This is a genomic window from Mesorhizobium sp. WSM4898 (genome assembly GCF_029625845.1).
In the GTDB taxonomy this organism is placed as follows: domain Bacteria; phylum Pseudomonadota; class Alphaproteobacteria; order Rhizobiales; family Rhizobiaceae; genus Mesorhizobium.
In genome coordinates, this window is sequence record NZ_JARTVQ010000001.1 from 954,838 (window position 1) to 973,019 (window position 18,182).

Annotated in this window: 19 protein-coding genes and 1 other RNA gene; 15 read left to right on the forward strand and 5 right to left on the reverse strand. The window is 63.2% G+C overall.

Features of this window, described 5'->3' with window-relative positions:
- Positions 1–7: 7 nt before the first annotated feature.
- Complete coding sequence (locus P9228_RS04620; RefSeq protein ID WP_066996253.1) at positions 8–427, reverse strand: HIT family protein; 420 nt, start codon at positions 425–427, stop codon at positions 8–10.
- A 180-nt stretch (positions 428–607) separates the two neighbouring features.
- Between P9228_RS04620 and ffs the strand changes: the two genes are divergently transcribed.
- The 12 genes from ffs to P9228_RS04680 all read left to right on the forward strand — a co-directional run bounded on the left by ffs (position 608) and on the right by P9228_RS04680 (position 13,646).
- Positions 608–704: signal recognition particle sRNA small type (gene ffs, locus P9228_RS04625), an RNA gene on the forward strand.
- A 106-nt stretch (positions 705–810) separates the two neighbouring features.
- Positions 811–2,622: a DNA polymerase III subunit gamma/tau gene (locus P9228_RS04630; protein ID WP_278052524.1), complete on the forward strand. Its 1,812-nt coding sequence runs from the start codon at positions 811–813 to the stop codon at positions 2,620–2,622.
- A gap of 92 nt (positions 2,623–2,714) precedes the next feature.
- Positions 2,715–3,038, forward strand: a complete 324-nt coding sequence (locus P9228_RS04635; protein ID WP_066996259.1) for a YbaB/EbfC family nucleoid-associated protein — start codon at positions 2,715–2,717, stop codon at positions 3,036–3,038.
- Positions 3,039–3,254: 216 nt separating this feature from the next.
- Positions 3,255–4,244 carry a cell wall hydrolase gene (locus P9228_RS04640; protein ID WP_278052525.1) on the forward strand — a complete coding sequence of 330 codons (990 nt, stop codon included), beginning with the start codon at positions 3,255–3,257 and terminating at the stop codon, positions 4,242–4,244.
- 121 nt (positions 4,245–4,365) lie between these two features.
- The gene (recR, locus tag P9228_RS04645) at positions 4,366–4,971 is read left to right on the forward strand and encodes a recombination mediator RecR (RefSeq protein ID WP_066996262.1); all 606 of its coding nucleotides are present in this window, start codon (positions 4,366–4,368) and stop codon (positions 4,969–4,971) included.
- 184 nt (positions 4,972–5,155) lie between these two features.
- Positions 5,156–6,430 carry a lytic murein transglycosylase gene (locus P9228_RS04650; protein ID WP_278052526.1) on the forward strand — a complete coding sequence of 425 codons (1,275 nt, stop codon included), beginning with the start codon at positions 5,156–5,158 and terminating at the stop codon, positions 6,428–6,430.
- A gap of 275 nt (positions 6,431–6,705) precedes the next feature.
- Complete coding sequence (locus P9228_RS04655) at positions 6,706–8,343, forward strand: ABC transporter substrate-binding protein (RefSeq protein ID WP_278052527.1); 1,638 nt, start codon at positions 6,706–6,708, stop codon at positions 8,341–8,343.
- 18 nt (positions 8,344–8,361) lie between these two features.
- Positions 8,362–9,429: an ABC transporter permease gene (locus tag P9228_RS04660; protein ID WP_095824243.1), complete on the forward strand. Its 1,068-nt coding sequence runs from the start codon at positions 8,362–8,364 to the stop codon at positions 9,427–9,429.
- Positions 9,426–10,346 (forward strand): nickel transporter permease, encoded by a 921-nt coding sequence (nikC, locus tag P9228_RS04665; RefSeq protein ID WP_095824242.1) that lies wholly within the window; start codon positions 9,426–9,428, stop codon positions 10,344–10,346. Before P9228_RS04660 ends, nikC begins: the two co-directional genes overlap by 4 nt.
- 24 nt (positions 10,347–10,370) lie before the next feature.
- Complete coding sequence (locus P9228_RS04670) at positions 10,371–11,231, forward strand: ABC transporter ATP-binding protein (RefSeq protein ID WP_066996477.1); 861 nt, start codon at positions 10,371–10,373, stop codon at positions 11,229–11,231.
- Entirely contained in the window at positions 11,228–11,974 is a 747-nt protein-coding gene (locus P9228_RS04675; protein ID WP_278052528.1) for an ABC transporter ATP-binding protein, read from the forward strand. Before P9228_RS04670 ends, P9228_RS04675 begins: the two co-directional genes overlap by 4 nt.
- A 394-nt stretch (positions 11,975–12,368) precedes the next feature.
- Positions 12,369–13,646 (forward strand): 4-aminobutyrate--2-oxoglutarate transaminase, encoded by a 1,278-nt coding sequence (locus P9228_RS04680; RefSeq protein ID WP_278052529.1) that lies wholly within the window; start codon positions 12,369–12,371, stop codon positions 13,644–13,646.
- A 57-nt stretch (positions 13,647–13,703) separates the two neighbouring features.
- Here the strand turns inward: P9228_RS04680 and P9228_RS04685 are convergent, their stop codons facing one another.
- From P9228_RS04685 to P9228_RS04700, 4 genes are all read right to left on the reverse strand, one after another.
- Entirely contained in the window at positions 13,704–14,033 is a 330-nt protein-coding gene (locus tag P9228_RS04685) for a type II toxin-antitoxin system RelE/ParE family toxin (RefSeq protein ID WP_278052530.1), read from the reverse strand.
- A complete protein-coding gene (locus P9228_RS04690; protein WP_067324498.1) occupies positions 14,034–14,264 on the reverse strand; it encodes a type II toxin-antitoxin system ParD family antitoxin in 231 nt (76 codons plus the stop codon).
- Positions 14,265–14,302: 38 nt separating this feature from the next.
- Positions 14,303–15,556, reverse strand: coding sequence for an FAD-dependent oxidoreductase (locus P9228_RS04695; RefSeq protein ID WP_278052885.1), 1,254 nt, complete (start codon positions 15,554–15,556; stop codon positions 14,303–14,305).
- 164 nt (positions 15,557–15,720) lie between these two features.
- Positions 15,721–15,912, reverse strand: coding sequence for a hypothetical protein (locus P9228_RS04700; RefSeq protein WP_127214990.1), 192 nt, complete (start codon positions 15,910–15,912; stop codon positions 15,721–15,723).
- A gap of 72 nt (positions 15,913–15,984) precedes the next feature.
- On the opposite strand from P9228_RS04700, the gene P9228_RS04705 reads away from it, so the two are divergent.
- From P9228_RS04705 to bfr, 3 genes are all read left to right on the forward strand, one after another.
- Positions 15,985–17,301, forward strand: coding sequence for an imelysin family protein (locus P9228_RS04705; protein WP_278052531.1), 1,317 nt, complete (start codon positions 15,985–15,987; stop codon positions 17,299–17,301).
- Positions 17,302–17,410: 109 nt separating this feature from the next.
- Positions 17,411–17,722 (forward strand): (2Fe-2S)-binding protein, encoded by a 312-nt coding sequence (locus P9228_RS04710; RefSeq protein WP_066996295.1) that lies wholly within the window; start codon positions 17,411–17,413, stop codon positions 17,720–17,722.
- Entirely contained in the window at positions 17,688–18,173 is a 486-nt protein-coding gene (gene bfr, locus P9228_RS04715; RefSeq protein WP_067324504.1) for a bacterioferritin, read from the forward strand. Before P9228_RS04710 ends, bfr begins: the two co-directional genes overlap by 35 nt.
- Positions 18,174–18,182 lie beyond the last annotated feature (9 nt).

The window sequence follows — 18,182 nt, forward strand, 5'->3', positions numbered from 1 at the left end:
GATGGCTTTATAGCGCTGCCTTGATCTTTTCGGCAAACCGGCGGATGTCGGAGCGCTCATACGGCTCGCGCATGCCATGCCCCCAGACCGGCCCTGGCCAGCCGGGGTCGCTCTCGCTGCGGGCGATGACATGGACGTGCAGCTGGCGCACGATGTTGCCGAGCGCCCCGGTGTTGATCTTGGTGCAGCCGGTCACCCGCTTCAGCGCGTGCGCCACCATATTGGTCTCGAAGGTCAGCATCGTCTGGTCGAGCGGCGTCAGGTCGTGGATTTCCTCCACGCCCGGCCGCTGCGGCACCAGGACCAGCCACGGCCAGCGGCGATCGTTCATCAGCCGGAGCTCGCACAGGCCGAGCCACATGAGCTGCTCACTGTCCGCCTCCAATCGGGCGTCCAGTGTGAAACCGGCCTTTAGGCCAGGCAGCATGGGCGTTTCCCTCACTTTTCGAGAATGCTTCAAACCCTGAACGCTAGAGCGACGGCAAGGTGGCTGCAAGCGAATCATTGACCGCTCCTGCGGATTTGAAGGTCGTCTGCACCGCATGGCCTGGCCGGTGATCCACAACGACCCTTGCATTTCGCCGCTGAATTGCCGATATGGAGCTTGGGAGGTTGGTGGTGGACGATCCACTCGCCAACCGGGTCAGGTCCGGAAGGAAGCAGCCCTAACGAGCCCGGAACGGGTCATTGTTCCAGCCTCCCGCCTCTTCGCCTTACTCCCGCGACATTGACGGCGCCGAGCCGTGCGGGCGAGACTGTGCGCAGGAATCGGCCGCCTTCCGTCGCGGTCCTTGGAGCTTTTGACGGCGAATGAGCGAAGCCGGAAATTCGGGGCCAGAAAGCCTGGAGACAGGTAAGGCCGGCGCCTATCGCGTGCTGGCGCGCAAATACCGCCCCTCCAATTTCTCCGAACTGATCGGCCAGGAGCCGATGGTCCGCACGCTCACCAATGCCTTCGCCACTGGCCGCATCGCCCAGGCCTGGATGCTGACCGGCGTGCGCGGTGTCGGCAAGACGACGACGGCGCGCATTCTCGCACGCGCCCTGAACTATAAAACCGCCACTGTCGACCAGCCCTCCGTCGACCTTTCGACCCCCGGCGAGCATTGCCAGGCGATCATGGAAGGCCGCCATGTCGACGTCATCGAGATGGACGCGGCTTCCCATACCGGCATCGACGACATCAGGGACATCATCGACCGCGTCCGCTACGCGCCGGTCTCGGCCCGCTACAAGGTCTACATCATCGACGAAGTGCACATGCTCTCCACCCAGGCCTTCAACGGCCTGTTGAAGACGCTGGAAGAGCCGCCGCCGCATGTCAAATTCATCTTCGCCACCACCGAGATCCGCAAGGTGCCGATCACGGTTCTATCGCGCTGTCAGCGCTTCGACCTGAGGCGCATCGATGCCAGCGCGCTCGTCGCGCATCTTTCCTCGATTGCCGCGAAGGAAGGTATTTCCGTCGATGATGAGGCTTTGGCGATGATTGCGCGGGCCGCCGAGGGCTCGGCACGCGATTCGCTCTCCATCCTCGATCAGGCGATCGCCCATGGCAGCGGCACCGTCAGCGCCGACGCTGTTCGCGCCATGCTGGGCTTGGCCGACCGCGCCCGTATCATCGACCTGTTCGAGCACGTCATGAAGGGTGATGTTGCAGCGGCTTTGTCCGAATTCCGCGCGCAATACGATACCGGCGCCGATCCGGCCGCGGTGCTCACCGACCTGGCGGAATTCAACCACCTCGTTACGCGTCTGCGGTTCGTGCCGGCCGCGGCCAATGATGCCTCGCTCTCCGAGGACGAGCGGCGGCGCGGCGCCGAATTTGCGAGCACGCTGTCGGTGCGCGTGCTCTCGCGAACCTGGCAGATGCTCTTGAAAGGCATTCCCGAGGTGCAGTCCTCCAACCGTCCAGTCAGCGCCGGCGAGATGGTGCTGATCCGGCTGGCGCATGCCGCCGACCTGCCGACGCTGGACGAAGCGCTGAAATCGCTCGAGGGGGCGGCCCCTGTGCCGAATGGCGCTCCGCGCGCCAATGGAGCGCCGGCAAGCAGTGGCGGCGGCACAAATGCCGTGGCGCCGGCGCGGATGCCGGCCTCTAACGGCGGAGGGCAGACCATGCGGCTGGTCGAGATGCAGCCCGCGCCCGCCGCCTTCGTCCCGGCGCCCGAACCGGTCATCGAAACACCGGCCGTTCCGGTGAAGTCGCTGGCCGACATCGCGGCCCTGGCCGATGCCAACCGCGACATCGCCTTCAAGGTGTTGGTCAAGCGCTGCGTGCGGCTGGTGCGCATCGAGCCTGGCCGCATCGACGTCAGCCTGACCGACGATGCGCCCAAGATGCTGCTCAACGACCTGACCTCCAAGCTGCGTGCCTGGACCGGCCGCAACTGGCTGGTCTCGCTGTCGAAGGAAGAGGGTAGCAAGACGCTGGCCGAGATGGAGACGACAAAGCGCGAGAACGCCTTCTCCGATGCCAGGAGCGATCCGACCGTCGCCGCCATCCTCGCCCGCTTTCCCGGCGCCAAGATCATCGACGTGCGCATTCCCGATGTGCCGGAAGCGGAAGGCGCTGACGCCGACCTGCCGGTTGAGCCGGCTGCCGACGACGAAGAGATTTAGAGCTGACGAACGCGTCAGGGAAAGAGTACGGACCGGTTTCGGTCAAGATCATACTCGCGTTAACGTAGATTCCAACAAGAGGAAGTTTCACGATGAAGGATCTTCTCGGCCTGATGGGCAAGGCAAAGGAAATGCAGGCCAAGTTCCAGGCCATGCAGGATGAGATCGCCACCCTGGAAGCCACTGGGCAGGCGGGTGGCGGCCTGGTCAGCGTGACCCTGACCGGCAAGTTCGAAATGAAGGCGCTGAAGATCGATCCGTCCTTGCTGAAGGACGACGAGGTGGAGATCCTCGAAGACTTGCTGTTGGCCGCTCACAATGATGCCAAAAATAAGGTCGAGCTGGTCATGCAGGAAAAGACCAAGGCATTGACTGCGGGCTTGCCTATACCGCCCGGAATGAAATTGCCGTTCTAGGGCATCTGCCACCAGTTAATTGATTGTGAACGAAAATTGAGCCCGGGCCGCAATATTAACCATTTTGCCGGCATGCTCACGGGCTCATTTCGCGACATTCATAAAGTTTTACCCAAGTCCAGAGGTTGCTAACCATCTAGCCATCTTTTTGCCTGAAAGAGTCTCATTCTTGCCACATCTCGGGGCGGGCTGGCATCTGGAAATGAGGCTTTTTTGTTGATCGCGACGCGATGGAAGACGCCGCTGCTGCTTATCGGCATCGCCGCTTCCCCCTTGCTCCTGGCCGGCTGCAGCCAGACCGCTTCACATGGCATGTCGGTGGCGAGCCTGACCGACGCCGTCACCCCGAGCTTCCTCAGCTCGCGTTCCTATAAATACTCGATGAAGGACAAGGAGTGCCTGCAAAGGGCGATGTTCTTCGAGTCCAACCGGTCGAGCCGTGACGGCATGATCGCCGTCGGCACGGTCGTGATGAATCGGCTACGCTCGGGACAGCATGGCAGCACGATCTGCGAGGTCGTCGGCGAAAAGGGCCAGTTCGCCCCGGGCGTGCTGACGCGCCCGATGAATTCGCGGGCATTGCCAGATGTCGAAGAAGCCGCCGAGGCAGTGCTGAAAGGCGAGCGCAAGGCCAAGCTCAAGAACACGATGTTCTTCCACACCGCCGGCCTGCGTTTCCCCTACAAGAACATGCACTACACGATGGTGGCCGGCGGCAATGCCTTCTATGAGAAGCGCGGCCGCAACTGGCAGCCGTTGCCGGATGAGCCGATGCTCGCCATGGCCTCCGGCAAGTCGCAGAAGACCGACCCCACCGCTCCGGTCCTCGTCGCTTCCGCCGAGCCGGTGGTCAAGACGATCGTTCACGCTGATCCGGCCAAGCAGGCCGCTACGACCGCGGCTGCCGCGCCAGCGCTTCCGGCCAAGACCACAACCGTTGCTGCCCAGCAGACCTATGTGACGGCCTCCGCCGCGCCAGGGCAGAAGGCCGGCCGCGTCACGGCGAAGCCGATCATGGTGGCGATGCAGGAGCCGATGGAGGAGCCCGACGCCTCCCGCTTCGGCGGCACGTTGAAAGGTCGCTACATCACCTCCGTTCCGAGCGCTCCGCAGGAAGCGGCGATGGGATTCCAGTCGACGCCTGAGAACACCGACGCCATCGGCGCGCTGATTGTCAGCCAGTCCCGGCCGCTCGAAGCCTACTGAGCCAACCCGCCATCAAATGATCCGCCATGACGGCATGGCGGATCATTTCCTGTTGCGGATGTCACCAAAGCGCTCTGAAAACCGTTTCGCACTTTTCCCGGAATTGCTCTAGATCAGAGCGATGTCGAAAAGAATCGCCGGTCCAGAGATAGAACGCCTGATCCAGCTCCTGGCCAAGGTGCCGGGGCTCGGGCCGCGTTCGGCAAGGCGCGCGGCTCTCCATCTCATCAAGAAGAAGGAGCAGCTGCTCGAGCCTTTAGCCGCAGCCATGGGCGAGGCGGCCGATAAAGTGCGCATCTGCTCGACCTGCGGCAATGTCGACACCTCCGACCCGTGCATGATCTGCACCGATCCACGCCGCGATGCCGGCACGCTTATCGTCGTCGAGGACGTCTCCGATCTCTGGGCGCTGGAACGCGCCGCCGCCATGAATGTGCGCTATCACGTGCTCGGCGGCACGCTGTCGCCGCTCGATGGCATCGGCCCGGACCAGCTCAACATCCGCTCGCTGGTAGACCGTGTCGCCGGCGGCGAGGTGAAGGAGGTGATCCTTGCCGTCAACGCCACCGTCGAGGGCCAGACCACGGCGCACTACCTGACCGATCAGCTCTCGGGTTTCGAGGTCAAGGTGACTAGGCTCGCGCATGGCGTTCCGGTCGGCGGCGAACTCGACTATCTCGACGAAGGCACGCTTGCCGCGGCGCTGCGCTCGAGGACGGCGTTTTGAGGGGAGGGGATTGGTGACTGGCGTTTTTCCCGGAAAGGCCGCACTCCGTCCCACCCCCCTCTGTCTTGCCGGACATCTCCCCCGCAAGGGGGGAGATCAGACGTCACGCCGGCTTTCGCCAATATCCAAGGTCGCAGGAAGAGGCGGGGCACCGAAACAGCCAATCTCCCCCCAAGTGGGGGAGATGTCCGGCAAGACAGAGGGGGGCGCGACAGAACGCGGCTTTTCCAAATTCGGCTTCGCATTTTTCCTTGCGGCGCTTGCCGTCCTCCTCACCCTCCCCGCTCGCGCCACGCCCATCGACAACCAATTCCAGGCCTGGCTGCAAAACGACCTCTGGCCCGAGGCCAAGGCCAAAGGCATTTCCAAAAAGACCTTCGACGCCGCCTTCATCGGCGTGAAGCCGAACCTGAAACTGCCGGATCTCGTCATGCCCGGCGAGAAGCCGGCGACGCCGCAAAAACAGCACCAGGCGGAGTTCGGTCCGCCCGCCAATTATTTCGCCGAGAAGACCATTCGGGCCGTCACCGGCGGAGGACGGTCGCGCGAGAGCGCCAACGCCCGCGTGCTTGGGCTCATCGAGAAGCGCTACGGCGTGCCTGGCGAGATCGTGCTGGCGATCTGGGGTCGCGAGACCGGCTTCGGCGCCGCCAAGATGCCTTACGACGCCTTCGAGGTGCTAGGCACCAAGGCGTTCATGTCGACGAAGAAGGATTTCTTCCGCACCGAGGTGCTGGCCGCACTAGAGTTCGTCGAGCGCGGGCTCGCTCCGGTCAATGCGATGAAGTCCTCCTGGGCCGGCGCGCTCGGCCAGCCGCAATTCATGCCGACGTCCTTCCTCAAGCATGCCGTCGATTTCGACGGCGACGGCCGGCCCGACATCTGGAATTCGACGCCGGACGTGCTCGCCTCCATCGCCAACTATCTTGTCCACTATGGCTGGGTGAGGGGGCGCGGCTGGGGGACCGAGGTGATTGCGCCGGCAAACGTCTCCTGCGCGCTCGAAGGACCCGACCAGGGCAAGAAGATTTCCGACTGGGTGGCGATGGGCATCAGGCGCGTCGACGGAAAGGCGTTTCCTGCCAGTGAACTCAAGGCCGAGGGTTTCCTGCTGATGCCGGCCGGACGCAGCGGCCCCGCTTTCATCGTCACGCCGAATTTCTATGTGCTGAAGCAATACAACACCAGCGATCTCTATGCGCTGTTCATCGGCCACGCCGCCGATCGCATCGCCAAAGGCGACGCCACCTTTGCCGGTACCTGGGGGCGGGTGGGCGATCTCCACCGGTCCGATATCGCTGCCCTCCAGCAAGCGCTGGAGGCGAAGGGCTACGATGTCGGCAGCGCCGACGGCCTGCCCGGCTTCAAGACACGCCGCTCGATCGGCGTCTGGCAAGCGAAGAACGGCAAGACCGCCACCTGCTTTCCGGACGCGAACCTGGTCGCGCAGCTGAAATGACGGGCGACTTCCAAGCGGCCAAGATTTGGCAGATTTTCTTAATCGACGGCTTCGGTTAGCCGGCGCCTGGGTCGACTCGCGGTGGCCCATTCTGGCCGAATAAGCTATCTCGCAAAATGCGCGTTGCGGGTTCGAACGCCGCCGAATAGGGTGTTGACCAACTGGACAAAAACCACGACGGTAAGGGTCGGTGGGCCGTCGATCGGTCCCAAGGAATTCTGCAACCCTGAGCCGGGAACTCAGGTCAACAATCAACAAAACAGGGAACGACTACCATGATGCTGGAAAGGTTTGCTCTTCGCTCTCGTGGCTTTCTCGCGGGTGTGGCGATGTCGGCGCTGCTCGCGGTGCCGGCCTTTGCGGTCACGCCTGCCGACACGTTGGTCGAAGGCTTCGCCTTCGACGATATCATCTCGATGGATCCGGGCGAAGCGTTCGAGCTGTCAACCGCTGAGGTTACCGGCAACACCTACGATCTCCTGGTTCGCCTCGACCTCAGCGACACCTCCAAAGTCAAGGGCGATCTCGCCGAGAGCTGGACTATTTCCGACGACGGCCTGACCTACACCTTCAAGCTCAAGCCCGGAATGAAGTTCGCCTCCGGCAATCCGATCACCGCCGCCGACGTCGCCTATTCCTTCGAGCGCGCGATCAAGCTGGACAAGAGCCCCGCCTTCATCATCAACCAGTTCGGCATCAGCGGCGACAACGTCACCGAAAAGGCCAAGGCGGTCGACGACACCACCTTCCAGTTCGTTGTCGACAAGGCCTATGCGCCGAGCTTCGTGCTCAACTGCTTGTCGGCTACCGTCGCCTCGGTCGTCGACAGCAAGCTGGTCAAGGAACATGTCGCCGCCGTCACGCCGAGCGCCGACTACAAATGGGACAACGACTTCGGCAATGCCTGGCTGAAGACCGGCTATGCCGGCTCCGGCCCTTACAAGCTGCGCGAATGGCGCGCCAATGAAGTCGTCGTTCTGGAACGCAACGACAACTACAACGGCGAGAAGGCCAAGCTCGCCCGCGTTATCTACCGCTTCATGAAGGAAAGCTCGGCGCAGCGTCTGGCGCTCGAGGCCGGCGATATCGACGTCGCCCGCAACCTCGAGCCGAACGATCTCGACGCCATCGCCAAGAATGGCGATCTCACCACCACCAGCGCGCCGAAGGGCACGGTCTATTACATCAGCCTCAACCAGAAGAACGCCAACCTCGCCAAGCCGGAGGTTCGGCAGGCCTTCAAGTACCTGGTCGACTATGATGCGCTGGGCTCGACCATCCTCAAGGGCATCGGCGAGATCCACCAGTCCTTCCTGCCCAAGGGCGACCTCGGCGCCATCGACGACAACCCGTTCAAGCTCGATGTCGCCAAGGCGAAGGAGCTGCTGGCCAAGGCAGGCCTGCCTAACGGCTTCAGCGTGACCATGGACGTACGCAGTAAACAGCCGGAGACAGGCATGGCGGAATCGATCCAGCAGACGCTGGGTCAGGCCGGCATCAAGCTGGAGATCATTCCCGGTGACGGCAAGCAGACGCTGACCAAATACCGCGCCCGCAACCACGACATCTATATCGGCCAGTGGGGCCAGGACTATTTCGACCCGAATTCCAATGCCCAGACCTTCGCCTCGAACCCGGACAATTCCGACGCCGCCAAGATCAAGACCCTGGCCTGGCGTAATGCCTGGGACATTCCGGACCTGACCAAGCAGACCGAGGCGGCGCTGCTGGAGAAGGATTCGGCTAAGCGCGCCGACATGTACAAGGATCTGCAGAAGAAGATCCTCGACACCAGCCCCTTCGTCGTCATCCACCAGCAGCTCGAAGTGGCGGGCCTGCGCAAGAACCTCAAGGGCTTCGCGCTCGGACCGAGCTTCGACACCAACTTCGTCGGTGCGGTCTCGAAGGAATAGCGTTCTCGGACGCGCCGCGTGAGCATAGTTGAAAACCAGGCGGTGGCCGGGCGCGGCAGCGCCCGTGCCGTCGCCATTCTATCCGCGCTCGGCAGTTTCCTGGTCATCGCGGTGACGACCTATCTCGGTCTTCTCGCTGTGACCTTCTTCATCGGCCGCGTCATTCCCATCGATCCGGTGCTGGCCGTGCTCGGCGACCGGGCCCCTACTGCCGTCGTCGAGCGCACGCGCCGCGAGATGGGCCTCGACCTGCCGCTGATCCAGCAGTTCTACATCTACGTCAAAAACGCGCTCAGCGGCGATTTCGGCACTTCGGTGCTGACCACCAATCCGGTGATGTCCGACATCCGCCGCGTCTTTCCGGCGACCATCGAGCTGGCGACGCTCGGCACGATCATCGGCGCCGTCATCGGCGTGCCGCTCGGCGTGCTCGCTGCTGTCCGTCGCGGCAGTTTCGTCGACCAGATCGTGCGCATCATCGGCCTTATCGGCTATTCCGTGCCGATCTTCTGGCTGGGGCTCCTCGGCCTCGTCCTGTTCTACGCCAAGCTGCAATGGGTCGCCTTTCCGGCGCGGCTCGACGTCGTCTACGAATACACTTTCACGCCGATCACCGGCTTCTACCTGCTCGATGCGGCCATGCAGGGACAGTGGGATGTCTTCTACGACGCCTACCGCCACATCATCCTGCCGGCCTCCCTGCTTGGCTATTTCGCGCTCGCCTATATCAGCCGCATGACGCGCTCCTTCATGCTGAACGAGATGGCGCAGGAATATATCGTCGCCGCGCGCGCCAAGGGCCTGTCGGAGACGCGCATCATCTGGGGCCACGCGCTGCGCAACGCCGCTGTGCCGATGGTGACGGTGATCGCGCTTTCCTATGCCAGCCTGCTCGAAGGCTCGGTGTTGACCGAGACCGTCTTCTCCTGGCCGGGCATCGGCCTCTACATCACCAATTCATTGCAGAACGCCGACATGAACGCGGTGCTCGGCGGCACCATCATCATCGGCTCGGTCTTCATCGCCATCAACCTTCTGTCGGACCTGCTCTATCGGCTCCTCGATCCACGGACGAAAGTCGAATGAGCGCCGAGACGATGCAAACCCGTCGCGAATGGCTGCTCAGCGAGCGGCCGTCCTCGCGCATGCAGGCAAGGCTCGGCCGCGCCTATGTGGCCTGGCGGCGCTTCACAGCCAACCGGCTCGCGCTCGTCGGTTTGCTCATCATTCTCGCGTTGGTGGTGGTAGCCGCGCTTGCCGGCGTGCTGGCACCCTACTCGCCAACCGTGGGTGACCTGAAGAATGCCCGTCTGCTGGCGCCGAGCGCCGCGCATTGGTTCGGCACCGACGACCTCGGCCGCGATATCTACTCGCGCATCCTCTACGGCTCGCGCTGGACGCTCTATGTCGTCATCCTCGTCGCCATCATCGCCGCGCCCATCGGCCTGCTGGTCGGCACCGTCGCAGGCTATGCCGGCGGCTGGACCGATGCCATTTTGATGCGCATCACCGACATCTTCCTGGCTTTCCCGAAGCTGGTGCTGGCGCTGGCCTTCGTTGCGGCGCTCGGCCCCGGCATCGAGAACGCGGTGCTGGCGATCGCCATCACCTCCTGGCCGCCTTACGCGCGCATCGCGCGCGCCGAGACGCTGACGGTGCGCAATTCCGACTACATCAAGGCGGTGCAATTGATGGGTGCCTCGCCCTTCCGCATCGTGCTGCGCCACATCATGCCGCTCTGCATCTCCTCGCTGATCATCCGGGTGACGCTCGACATGGCGGGCATCATCCTCACCGCCGCCGGCCTCGGCTTCCTCGGCCTCGGCGCGCAGCCGCCGCTGCCCGAATGGGGCGCGATGATTGCGTCCGGCCGCCGCTTCATCCTCGACCAGTGGTGGGTGGCTGCCGCGCCAGGCGCTGCCATCCTCATCGTCAGCCTCGGCTTCAACCTGCTCGGTGACGGCCTGCGCGACGCGCTCGATCCCCGGAGTGGCGACCAATGAGTGGCGACCGATGAGCGGCAACCAATGAGCGGCAATTCCGATAGGCAAACGAAAGGCACGCTGCTCGAAGTCGACGATCTGCGCGTCACTTTCCCGACACGCACCGGAATCGTGCAGGCGGTTCGCGGCGTTTCCTTCTCGCTCGGCCGCGAGCGGCTGGGCATCGTCGGCGAGAGCGGCTCCGGCAAGTCGCAGACCGGCCGCGCCATCATGGGCCTGACCCCGCCGCAGGCCGAGGTGTCGGCGAAAAAGCTGCGCTTCGACGGCATCGATCTGCTCTCGGTGTCATCCAGCCGGCGCCGTGCGCTGCGGGGAAACCGCATCGCTATGATCCTGCAGGACCCGAAATACTCGCTCGATCCGGTGATGACCATCGGCCGCCAAATCGTCGAGACGCTGCGCACGCATGAGAAAGTTGGAAAGGCCGAAGCGCGCGAGCGCGCGCTGGAGATGCTGCGGGCGGTCCAGATTCGCGATCCGGCCCGTGTCTTCGACCTTCACCCGCATGAGGTCTCGGGCGGCATGGGCCAGCGCGCGATGATCGCCATGATGCTGATCGCCGGGCCGGAACTGATGATCGCCGACGAGCCGACCTCGGCGCTCGACGTCACCGTGCAGCTCGATGTGCTGAACATTCTCGATAGGCTGGTCGCCGAGCGCGGCATGGGGCTGATCTTCATCTCGCATGATCTGCGCCTGGTGTCCTCCTTCTGCGACCGCGTGGTCGTCATGTATGCCGGCAAGGTGGTCGAGCAGCTCAAGGCGTCCGAGCTGCGCGAGGCCCAGCATCCCTATACGCGCGGCCTGCTCAACTGCATGCCGAGGATCGGCTTCGAGCGACACCCGCTGCCGGTGCTCGACCGCAAGCCGGAGTGGGCGGCATGACGGCCGCCATCACCATCGAAGGGCTGGAGGTGATTTTCGACCGCTTCCGCGCGCTGAAGGGCGTTAAACTCGAAGTCAGGGAAGGCGAGTCCTACGGCCTGGTTGGCGAAAGCGGCTCCGGCAAGTCGACCCTGCTCAAGGCAATCACCGGCCTTGCGCCTGTCGCTGCCGGCACCATCGCTGTCAACGGCAAGACGCTTGGCAAGACCCGCGACAAGGCCTTTTACCGCGACGTGCAGATGGTCTTCCAAGATCCGTATGGGTCGCTGCATCCGCGCCAGACCGTCGACCGGCTGCTGCAGGAACCGCTCGCCATTCACGCAATCCAGGATGGCGAGAAGCGCATCGAGCGCGCGCTGGACGAAGTCGGCCTCGGCAAGGGTTTCCGCTTCCGCTATGCGCACCAGCTCTCCGGCGGCCAGCGCCAGCGCGTGGCGATCGCGCGCGCGCTGATCCTCGAACCTTCGATCCTTTTGCTCGACGAGCCGACCTCGGCGCTCGATGCTTCTGTCCAGGCCGAGGTGCTGAACCTGCTCGAAGAGGTGCGGCGGCGGCGCAAGCTCACCTTTCTGATGGTCAGTCACGACCTCGCCATCATCACCCATATGTGCGAACGGCTGATGGTGATGCAGAACGGCGAAGCGGTGGAGACGCTGACCGCAAGCCAGCTGATCGGCCACCGCGTGAGCGAGGATTATACGCGCACCTTGCTTCGAGCGAGCGAGGGGTTTGTGAGGGTGTAGTTTTCTCTCGCAGGTTCGCGACGGGGTGCGACCTGGCTTTTAACTCTCCGCAGCAACGATCACGTCTGCTTTGGCGCCATCCCGCACCCAACATGCAGGGCGGAGCGGCAAGGACGGCAAGGCGGACGATGTCGCGTTCCTGCTCATGGTTCCCTCGGCCCGCGGGAGCCGCTCCCGGCAGCGGCACGTCGCGGCTGCAGCGAGGATAATCGATCGGCCGGAAAAGGAAACTGTTTCTGCCTGATGATCGGCCGGCTGGTCGAGACCGATTTCGGCCTTGCGGCAGGCCCAATCGACTGGGCCAATGTGCCGACTTGAGGAAAACCTGAAATAAGGTCAGAAGAGGCTTTGACGGCATCAAAACGGAGCGGGCGCCTGCCCGATGAGGTGTGAGATGAAGAATTCAGCCATTTCCGAACGCAAGAACCAGTCGATCTCGCGCGGCGTCGGCATGACCACGCAGATCTACGCCGATCGTGCCGAGAATTCGGAAATCTGGGACGTCGAGGGCCGCCGATACATCGACTTCTCGTCGGGCATTGCGGTGGTCAACACGGGTCACCGCCATCCGAAAGTGATCGAGGCGGTCAAGGCGCAGCTCGACCGCTTCACCCACACTTGCCATCAGGTCGTTCCTTACGAGAGCTATGTGCGCCTCGCCGAGCGCCTGAACGGCATGCTGCCCGGCAAGTTCGACAAGAGGACCGTCTTCGTCACCACCGGCGCCGAGGCGGTCGAGAACGCCATCAAGATCGCGCGCAACGCCACCGGTCGCCAGGCGGTCATCGCCTTTTCCGGCGGCTTCCACGGCCGCACCTTCATGGGCATGGCGCTGACCGGCAAGGTCGTGCCTTACAAGGTTGGCTTCGGCGCCATGCCGGCCGATGTCTTCCATGCGCCGTTCCCGGTCGCGCTGCACGGCGTGTCGGTCGCGGATTCGCTTGCAGCGCTCGACAAGCTGTTCAAGGCCGATGTCGATCCGGCCAGGGTCGCGGCCATCATCGTCGAGCCGGTGCAGGGCGAGGGCGGCTTCTACGAGGCGCCGCGCGATTTCATGACGGCACTGCGCAAGACCTGCGACCAGCACGGCATCCTTCTTGTCGCCGACGAGGTGCAGACCGGCTTTGCCCGCACCGGCAAGATGTTCGCGATGGAGCACCATGACGTGGCGCCGGATCTCACCACCATGGCCAAGAGCCTCGCCGGCGGGTTCCCGCTGTCGGCCGTCACCGGCCGCGCCGAGATCATGGACGCGCCTGGACCGGGCGGGCTCGGCGGCACCTATGGCGGCAGCCCGATCGGCGTCGCCGCGGCGCATGCCGTGCTCGACGTCATCGAGGAAGAAAAACTGTGCGAGCGCGCCAACGCGCTCGGCGCCAGGCTGAAGCAGCGGCTGGCGTCGATCCGCGAGGACGTGCCGGAGATCGTCGACATCCGCGGCCCGGGCTTCATGAACGCCGTCGAGTTCAATGATGTGAAGAACGGCCTGCCCTCGGCGGAATTAGCCAATGCGGTGCGGCTGAAGGCGCTCGACAGGGGCCTCATCCTGCTCACCTGCGGCGTCTACGGCAACGTCATCCGCTTCCTGTCGCCAATCACCATCCAGGACGGCGTCATGACGGAGGCGCTGGATATATTGGAGACCTCGATCCGCGAGGCGCGGGCGGCCTAAGGGGCGGACAGTGCGAATGATTCTCCTGGCGGCCCAGGCCGGTGCGGCAACTCGCCGTCAGGAGTTCGGATTCTGTAACCAGGCTGGAATATCCATTTTGGCGTGCAGGACCCGCCACACATCGATATGATCGGCCTGTTCGACATAGAAAATCAGGTACGGATAGCGCTTCAATTGCACACTGCGCAGACCGGGTAGTCCAATCGCATAGCTATATCTCAGCGAGCCCGACGCAGGATGGTTGGCTATCGCTTTGTAGGCAGTTTGAAGATCCTCGACATAGGCTAGCGCCACGTGCGAACCAGCTTCGCGTGCATAATAATCGACAGTGTCCTCGATATCCCGCAAGGCAAGGGCACGAGGAATAAACGCCTTTACGGCAACCAATTATTGGCCCAGCGCTCGCTTGCGCAGCGCCGCGAAATAGTCGTCACCGACAGGAGCGCCTGGCGCGGACGAAGCGCCTTCAAGAAGCAGACCGCGCAAACGCTGACGATCCTGATCGTGGCGAATCAATTCACGCACATATTCGCTGCTCGTGCCGTAGCCGCGTTCCGTCACCTGCTGATCGACGAAATGCTTCAAGCTGTCGGGCAGTGAGATATTCATCGTGCTCATTCAACCAATGTAAGGCTGATGGCAAAAATTGGCAATCTCTACGCGCTGGCCCTTGCCGGCTCGTCCTGGCTGAAGGCCGCAAGCGCCGCCTTCAGCGCATCCGGCCCGGCTGCCACGGTGTGAGGCGCGGGCGAGAAGCCGGCGCCGAGCATCTTGCGGCCGAGCATGTGGTCGGCCGGGCGGTTGACGGATTCGATGCCCAGCAGCCGGTTGCCGGCATAGTGGTAGATCGAGAACCTGTTCTCGGCCGGCTCGCCCAGCACGACATGGCTGTCGCCGCCTTGCGTCAGGCCGACCATCTGCAGCTTCATGTCGCCGATATCCGACCAGAACCAAGGCACGGCCGCGAAGGGTTCGGCATGGCCGACGATGGTGCGCGCGGCAAGCCGCGCCTGGTCGGTGGCGTTCTGCACCGATTCCAGCCGCACGTCGCCGCCGGTGAACCAATGCCGGTAGGAGGCGGCATCGCCGACGGCGAGGATTTCCGGGATCGAGCTCTGCATATGCTGGTCGACGCGGATGCCGTTGGCGATCGCGATGCCGGCGGCTTCGGCCAGCTCGACATTGGGCACCACGCCGATGCCGATAATCACCAATTGCGCCGGCAGGCGCTCGCCGCTTGACGTGATAGCGGCCGAAACGCGGCCGCCTTCGCCTTCCAGACGGGCAACCGTGGTGCCGGTGAGCACGCGCACGCGCATCGCCTCCAGTCGCTGGCGCACATGCGCCGCGATTGCCGGCGCCACGGCGCGGCCGAGAAGCCTGTCGAGCGCCTCGACGACGGTGACCCTGCGGCCGGCGGCCCTCAGCGTCGCTGCGATTTCGAGGCCGATGAAGCCGCCGCCGAGGATGACGACCTCTTCGCTCTGCGCGCTCAACTCGCGGATCAGCCGCGCATCGGCCAGCGAGCGCAGCGACACCACGCCGGCGAGCTCCGCGCCATCGAGCTTGAGGAGGCGCGGCCGCGAGCCGGTGGCCAGCACCAGCCGGTCGAAGGCAATTGTGCCGCCGCCGGAAACGTCCAGCCTGCGCTCGCCACCATCGATCCTGTCGATCCAAACGCCCGGCCGGTAGTCGATGGCATTGCCGGAATAGAAGGCCTCGCCGCGCAAAGGCTGCGGCTTGGCGTCGGCATCCTTGATGAAGGTCTTGGACAGCGGCGGCTTGTGATAGGGCGGCTCGTTCTCGTCGCCGATCAGGATGACAGGCCCGTCATAGCCTTCCTCACGCAGGCTAGCGGCCGCCTGCACGCCCGCATGACCCGCACCGACAATGACCACCCCGTTCTTCATCGCAGCCCTTTTTGCCTTCAAATCTAGGATCTTCCGCCAAGTGGCGATTGTCTGCCGCCGCCGCAAGAGCCGTGGTCCGGGTCGCACCCAGGATGGCCGCCTGTCAATCCGGATATCCGCCGCATGCGCCGCCTTAAAGTTGATAATTCCAGTTTAGAATAATTCTAAACTGTTGTTTCAATTGAATTTTCTCTGTACCGCCAGTTGACTTCCAGCCGCTCCGCCGCTTTATGGAGGGCTGCGCCGCTGGCGCATTCCTTTGATGTCTGGGCCTTGAACCCTTTCGATTGGAGGCATTTCGGTGTCTTTTGCTGATTGGCCGCGCCATTGCGCGGCAACTTTGCCTTTCCGGTCATTCGTGCTTGCGCTGGCGCCGCGCGCCGGCGGCCGCATGCCTATGTCATTGAATTTCTGAGGAGATGGGATTGATGAAAGCGATAATCACGCCGCGAACTATTGCGCTACGTTGGGGCACCAGGCTTGCCGCGATCGGCGCCACCGCGGCGCTGACGGCGGCCGTGTTCGTGCTGCCGGCGAAGGCCGAAACCGATGCGAAGGCGGTGATCAAGACCTATGCCGACATCGCGCTCGCCAAATACGAGGATTCGCTGATCACGGCTGAGGCGCTCGACAAGGCCGTCGACGCGCTTCTCGCCAAGCCCTCGGCAGAGACGCTCAACGCTGCCCGCGACGCCTGGAAGGCGGCGCGCGTGCCTTACCAGCAGACCGAGGTCTACCGCTTCGGCAACAAGATCGTCGACGACTGGGAAGGCAAGGTGAATTCCTGGCCGCTGGACGAAGGCCTGATCGACTATGTCGCCAAGAGCTACGGCACCGAGTCGGACGAGAACTCGCTCTATACGGCGAACGTCATTGCGAACAAGGAGATCGAGATCAACGGCAAGAAGGTCGACGCCTCGAAGCTGACGCCGGAGTTCCTGTCAGGCACGCTGCAGGAAGCCGGCGGCGTCGAGGCCAATGTCGCGACCGGCTATCACGCCATCGAATTCCTGCTTTGGGGCCAGGATTTGCACGGCACCGGTCCAGGCGCCGGCGAGCGCCCGTACACCGACTACGATCTCAAGAACTGCACTGGCGGCAATTGCGACCGCCGCGCGGAATATCTGAAGTCGGCAAGCGACCTTCTGGTCTCCGACCTGCAGGAGATGGTCAACAACTGGAAGGAAGACGGCGCCGCGCGCAAGACCCTCGTCGATGGCGAGCCGAATTCCGGCATCTCCACCATCCTCACCGGCATCGGATCGCTCTCCTATGGTGAACTGGCCGGCGAGCGCATGAAGCTCGGCCTTTTGCTGCACGATCCGGAGGAGGAGCAGGACTGCTTCTCGGACAACACCTACAACTCGCATCTCTATGATGCGATCGGCATCCGCGCCGCCTATCACGCCAACTATACGCGTCTCGACGGCACCGTGGTTTCCGGCCCGTCGGTGTCGGACATGATGAAGGTGGCCGATCCGGCGATCGACAAGGAACTGTCGGACAAGCTCGATACTTCGGTCGCCAAGATGGAAGCGATCAAGGCGCGGGCGCTGGCCGGCGAGGCCTATGACCAGCAGATCGCCGAGGGCAATGCGGAAGGCAACGCCACGGTGCAGGCGGCGATCGACGCGCTGATCGACCAGACCAAGTCGATCGAACGCGCGGTCGGCTCACTCAAGCTCAATGCCATCGCGTTCGAGGGCTCCGACAGCCTTGATGCTCCGGACAAGGTGTTCAAGTAGCACCCGAGCATGATCCCAAAAAGTGGAAGCCGGTTTTTGGACAAGATCATGCTCAATTGAGAAACAAGCCAAACGGCGCCAGAACAGTGCCGCCAGCCAGAGCAAGTGAATGCTGATCTGCCATTGCAACATCATCACCGAGAAGGAGATCGAGCAGACGATCATCGGTCTGCTGGATGAAGATCCCTGGCAGCTTATCGTGCCGGCCAAGGTCTATCATGCCATGCGCAAGCGCGGCCGCTGTTGCGGCTGCTTTCCAAATGTGGTGGAAACGATCATTCGGGTCACCGAGAATTACCACGCCCGTTCAGAGGGGAGCGGCGCGGATATCGTTTCACACCTGGACCGCGTCAGAGGACTGCGCGGCCAATTCGGGAGCAGAACCCATGAAAGGCGAACCGCAGGTCATCGAGCGGCTTAACGAAGCGCTGTTTCTGGAGCTTGGTGCCGTCAATCAGTACTGGGTCCATTATCGTCTGCTCGAAGACTGGGGCTACACCAAGCTGGCGAAGAAGGAGCGGGCGGAATCGATCGAAGAAATGCATCACGCCGACCGGCTGGTTGCCCGCATCATCTTCCTCGAAGGCCATCCGAACCTGCAGTCGGTCGCGCCGTTGCGTATCGGCCAGAATGTAAAGGAAGTGCTCGAATCCGATCTCGCCGGCGAATATGACGCGCGCACCTCCTACAAGCGCTCGCGCGAGATTTGCCAGGATGCGGGCGACTACGTGTCGATGAAACTGTTCGAGGATCTGCTGACGGACGAGGAAGGCCACATCGACTTCCTGGAGAGTCAGCTCGACCTGCTCGCCTCGATCGGCGAGGAAAAGTACGGCCAGCTCAACGCCGACTCGGCCAACGAGGCGGAGTAAGGACATGCG

What these genes read in the sequence shown, in the direction of transcription:
- P9228_RS04690 (WP_067324498.1), bottom strand. Translation starts at nt 14,264, where the DNA reads ATGAGCACGATGAATATCTCACTGCCCGACAGCTTGAAGCATTTCGTC.
- P9228_RS04650 (WP_278052526.1), top strand. Translation starts at nt 5,156, where the DNA reads ATGTCCGGCAAGACAGAGGGGGGCGCGACAGAACGCGGCTTTTCCAAA.
- bfr (WP_067324504.1), top strand. Translation starts at nt 17,688, where the DNA reads ATGAAAGGCGAACCGCAGGTCATCGAGCGGCTTAACGAAGCGCTGTTT.
- P9228_RS04670 (WP_066996477.1), top strand. Translation starts at nt 10,371, where the DNA reads ATGAGCGGCAATTCCGATAGGCAAACGAAAGGCACGCTGCTCGAAGTC.
- P9228_RS04655 (WP_278052527.1), top strand. Translation starts at nt 6,706, where the DNA reads ATGATGCTGGAAAGGTTTGCTCTTCGCTCTCGTGGCTTTCTCGCGGGT.
- P9228_RS04710 (WP_066996295.1), top strand. Translation starts at nt 17,411, where the DNA reads ATGCTGATCTGCCATTGCAACATCATCACCGAGAAGGAGATCGAGCAG.
- P9228_RS04675 (WP_278052528.1), top strand. Translation starts at nt 11,228, where the DNA reads ATGACGGCCGCCATCACCATCGAAGGGCTGGAGGTGATTTTCGACCGC.
- recR (WP_066996262.1), top strand. Translation starts at nt 4,366, where the DNA reads ATGTCGAAAAGAATCGCCGGTCCAGAGATAGAACGCCTGATCCAGCTC.
- nikC (WP_095824242.1), top strand. Translation starts at nt 9,426, where the DNA reads ATGAGCGCCGAGACGATGCAAACCCGTCGCGAATGGCTGCTCAGCGAG.
- P9228_RS04635 (WP_066996259.1), top strand. Translation starts at nt 2,715, where the DNA reads ATGAAGGATCTTCTCGGCCTGATGGGCAAGGCAAAGGAAATGCAGGCC.
- P9228_RS04630 (WP_278052524.1), top strand. Translation starts at nt 811, where the DNA reads ATGAGCGAAGCCGGAAATTCGGGGCCAGAAAGCCTGGAGACAGGTAAG.
- P9228_RS04705 (WP_278052531.1), top strand. Translation starts at nt 15,985, where the DNA reads ATGAAAGCGATAATCACGCCGCGAACTATTGCGCTACGTTGGGGCACC.
- P9228_RS04620 (WP_066996253.1), bottom strand. Translation starts at nt 427, where the DNA reads ATGCTGCCTGGCCTAAAGGCCGGTTTCACACTGGACGCCCGATTGGAG.
- P9228_RS04700 (WP_127214990.1), bottom strand. Translation starts at nt 15,912, where the DNA reads ATGACCGGAAAGGCAAAGTTGCCGCGCAATGGCGCGGCCAATCAGCAA.
- P9228_RS04695 (WP_278052885.1), bottom strand. Translation starts at nt 15,556, where the DNA reads ATGAAGAACGGGGTGGTCATTGTCGGTGCGGGTCATGCGGGCGTGCAG.
- P9228_RS04680 (WP_278052529.1), top strand. Translation starts at nt 12,369, where the DNA reads ATGAAGAATTCAGCCATTTCCGAACGCAAGAACCAGTCGATCTCGCGC.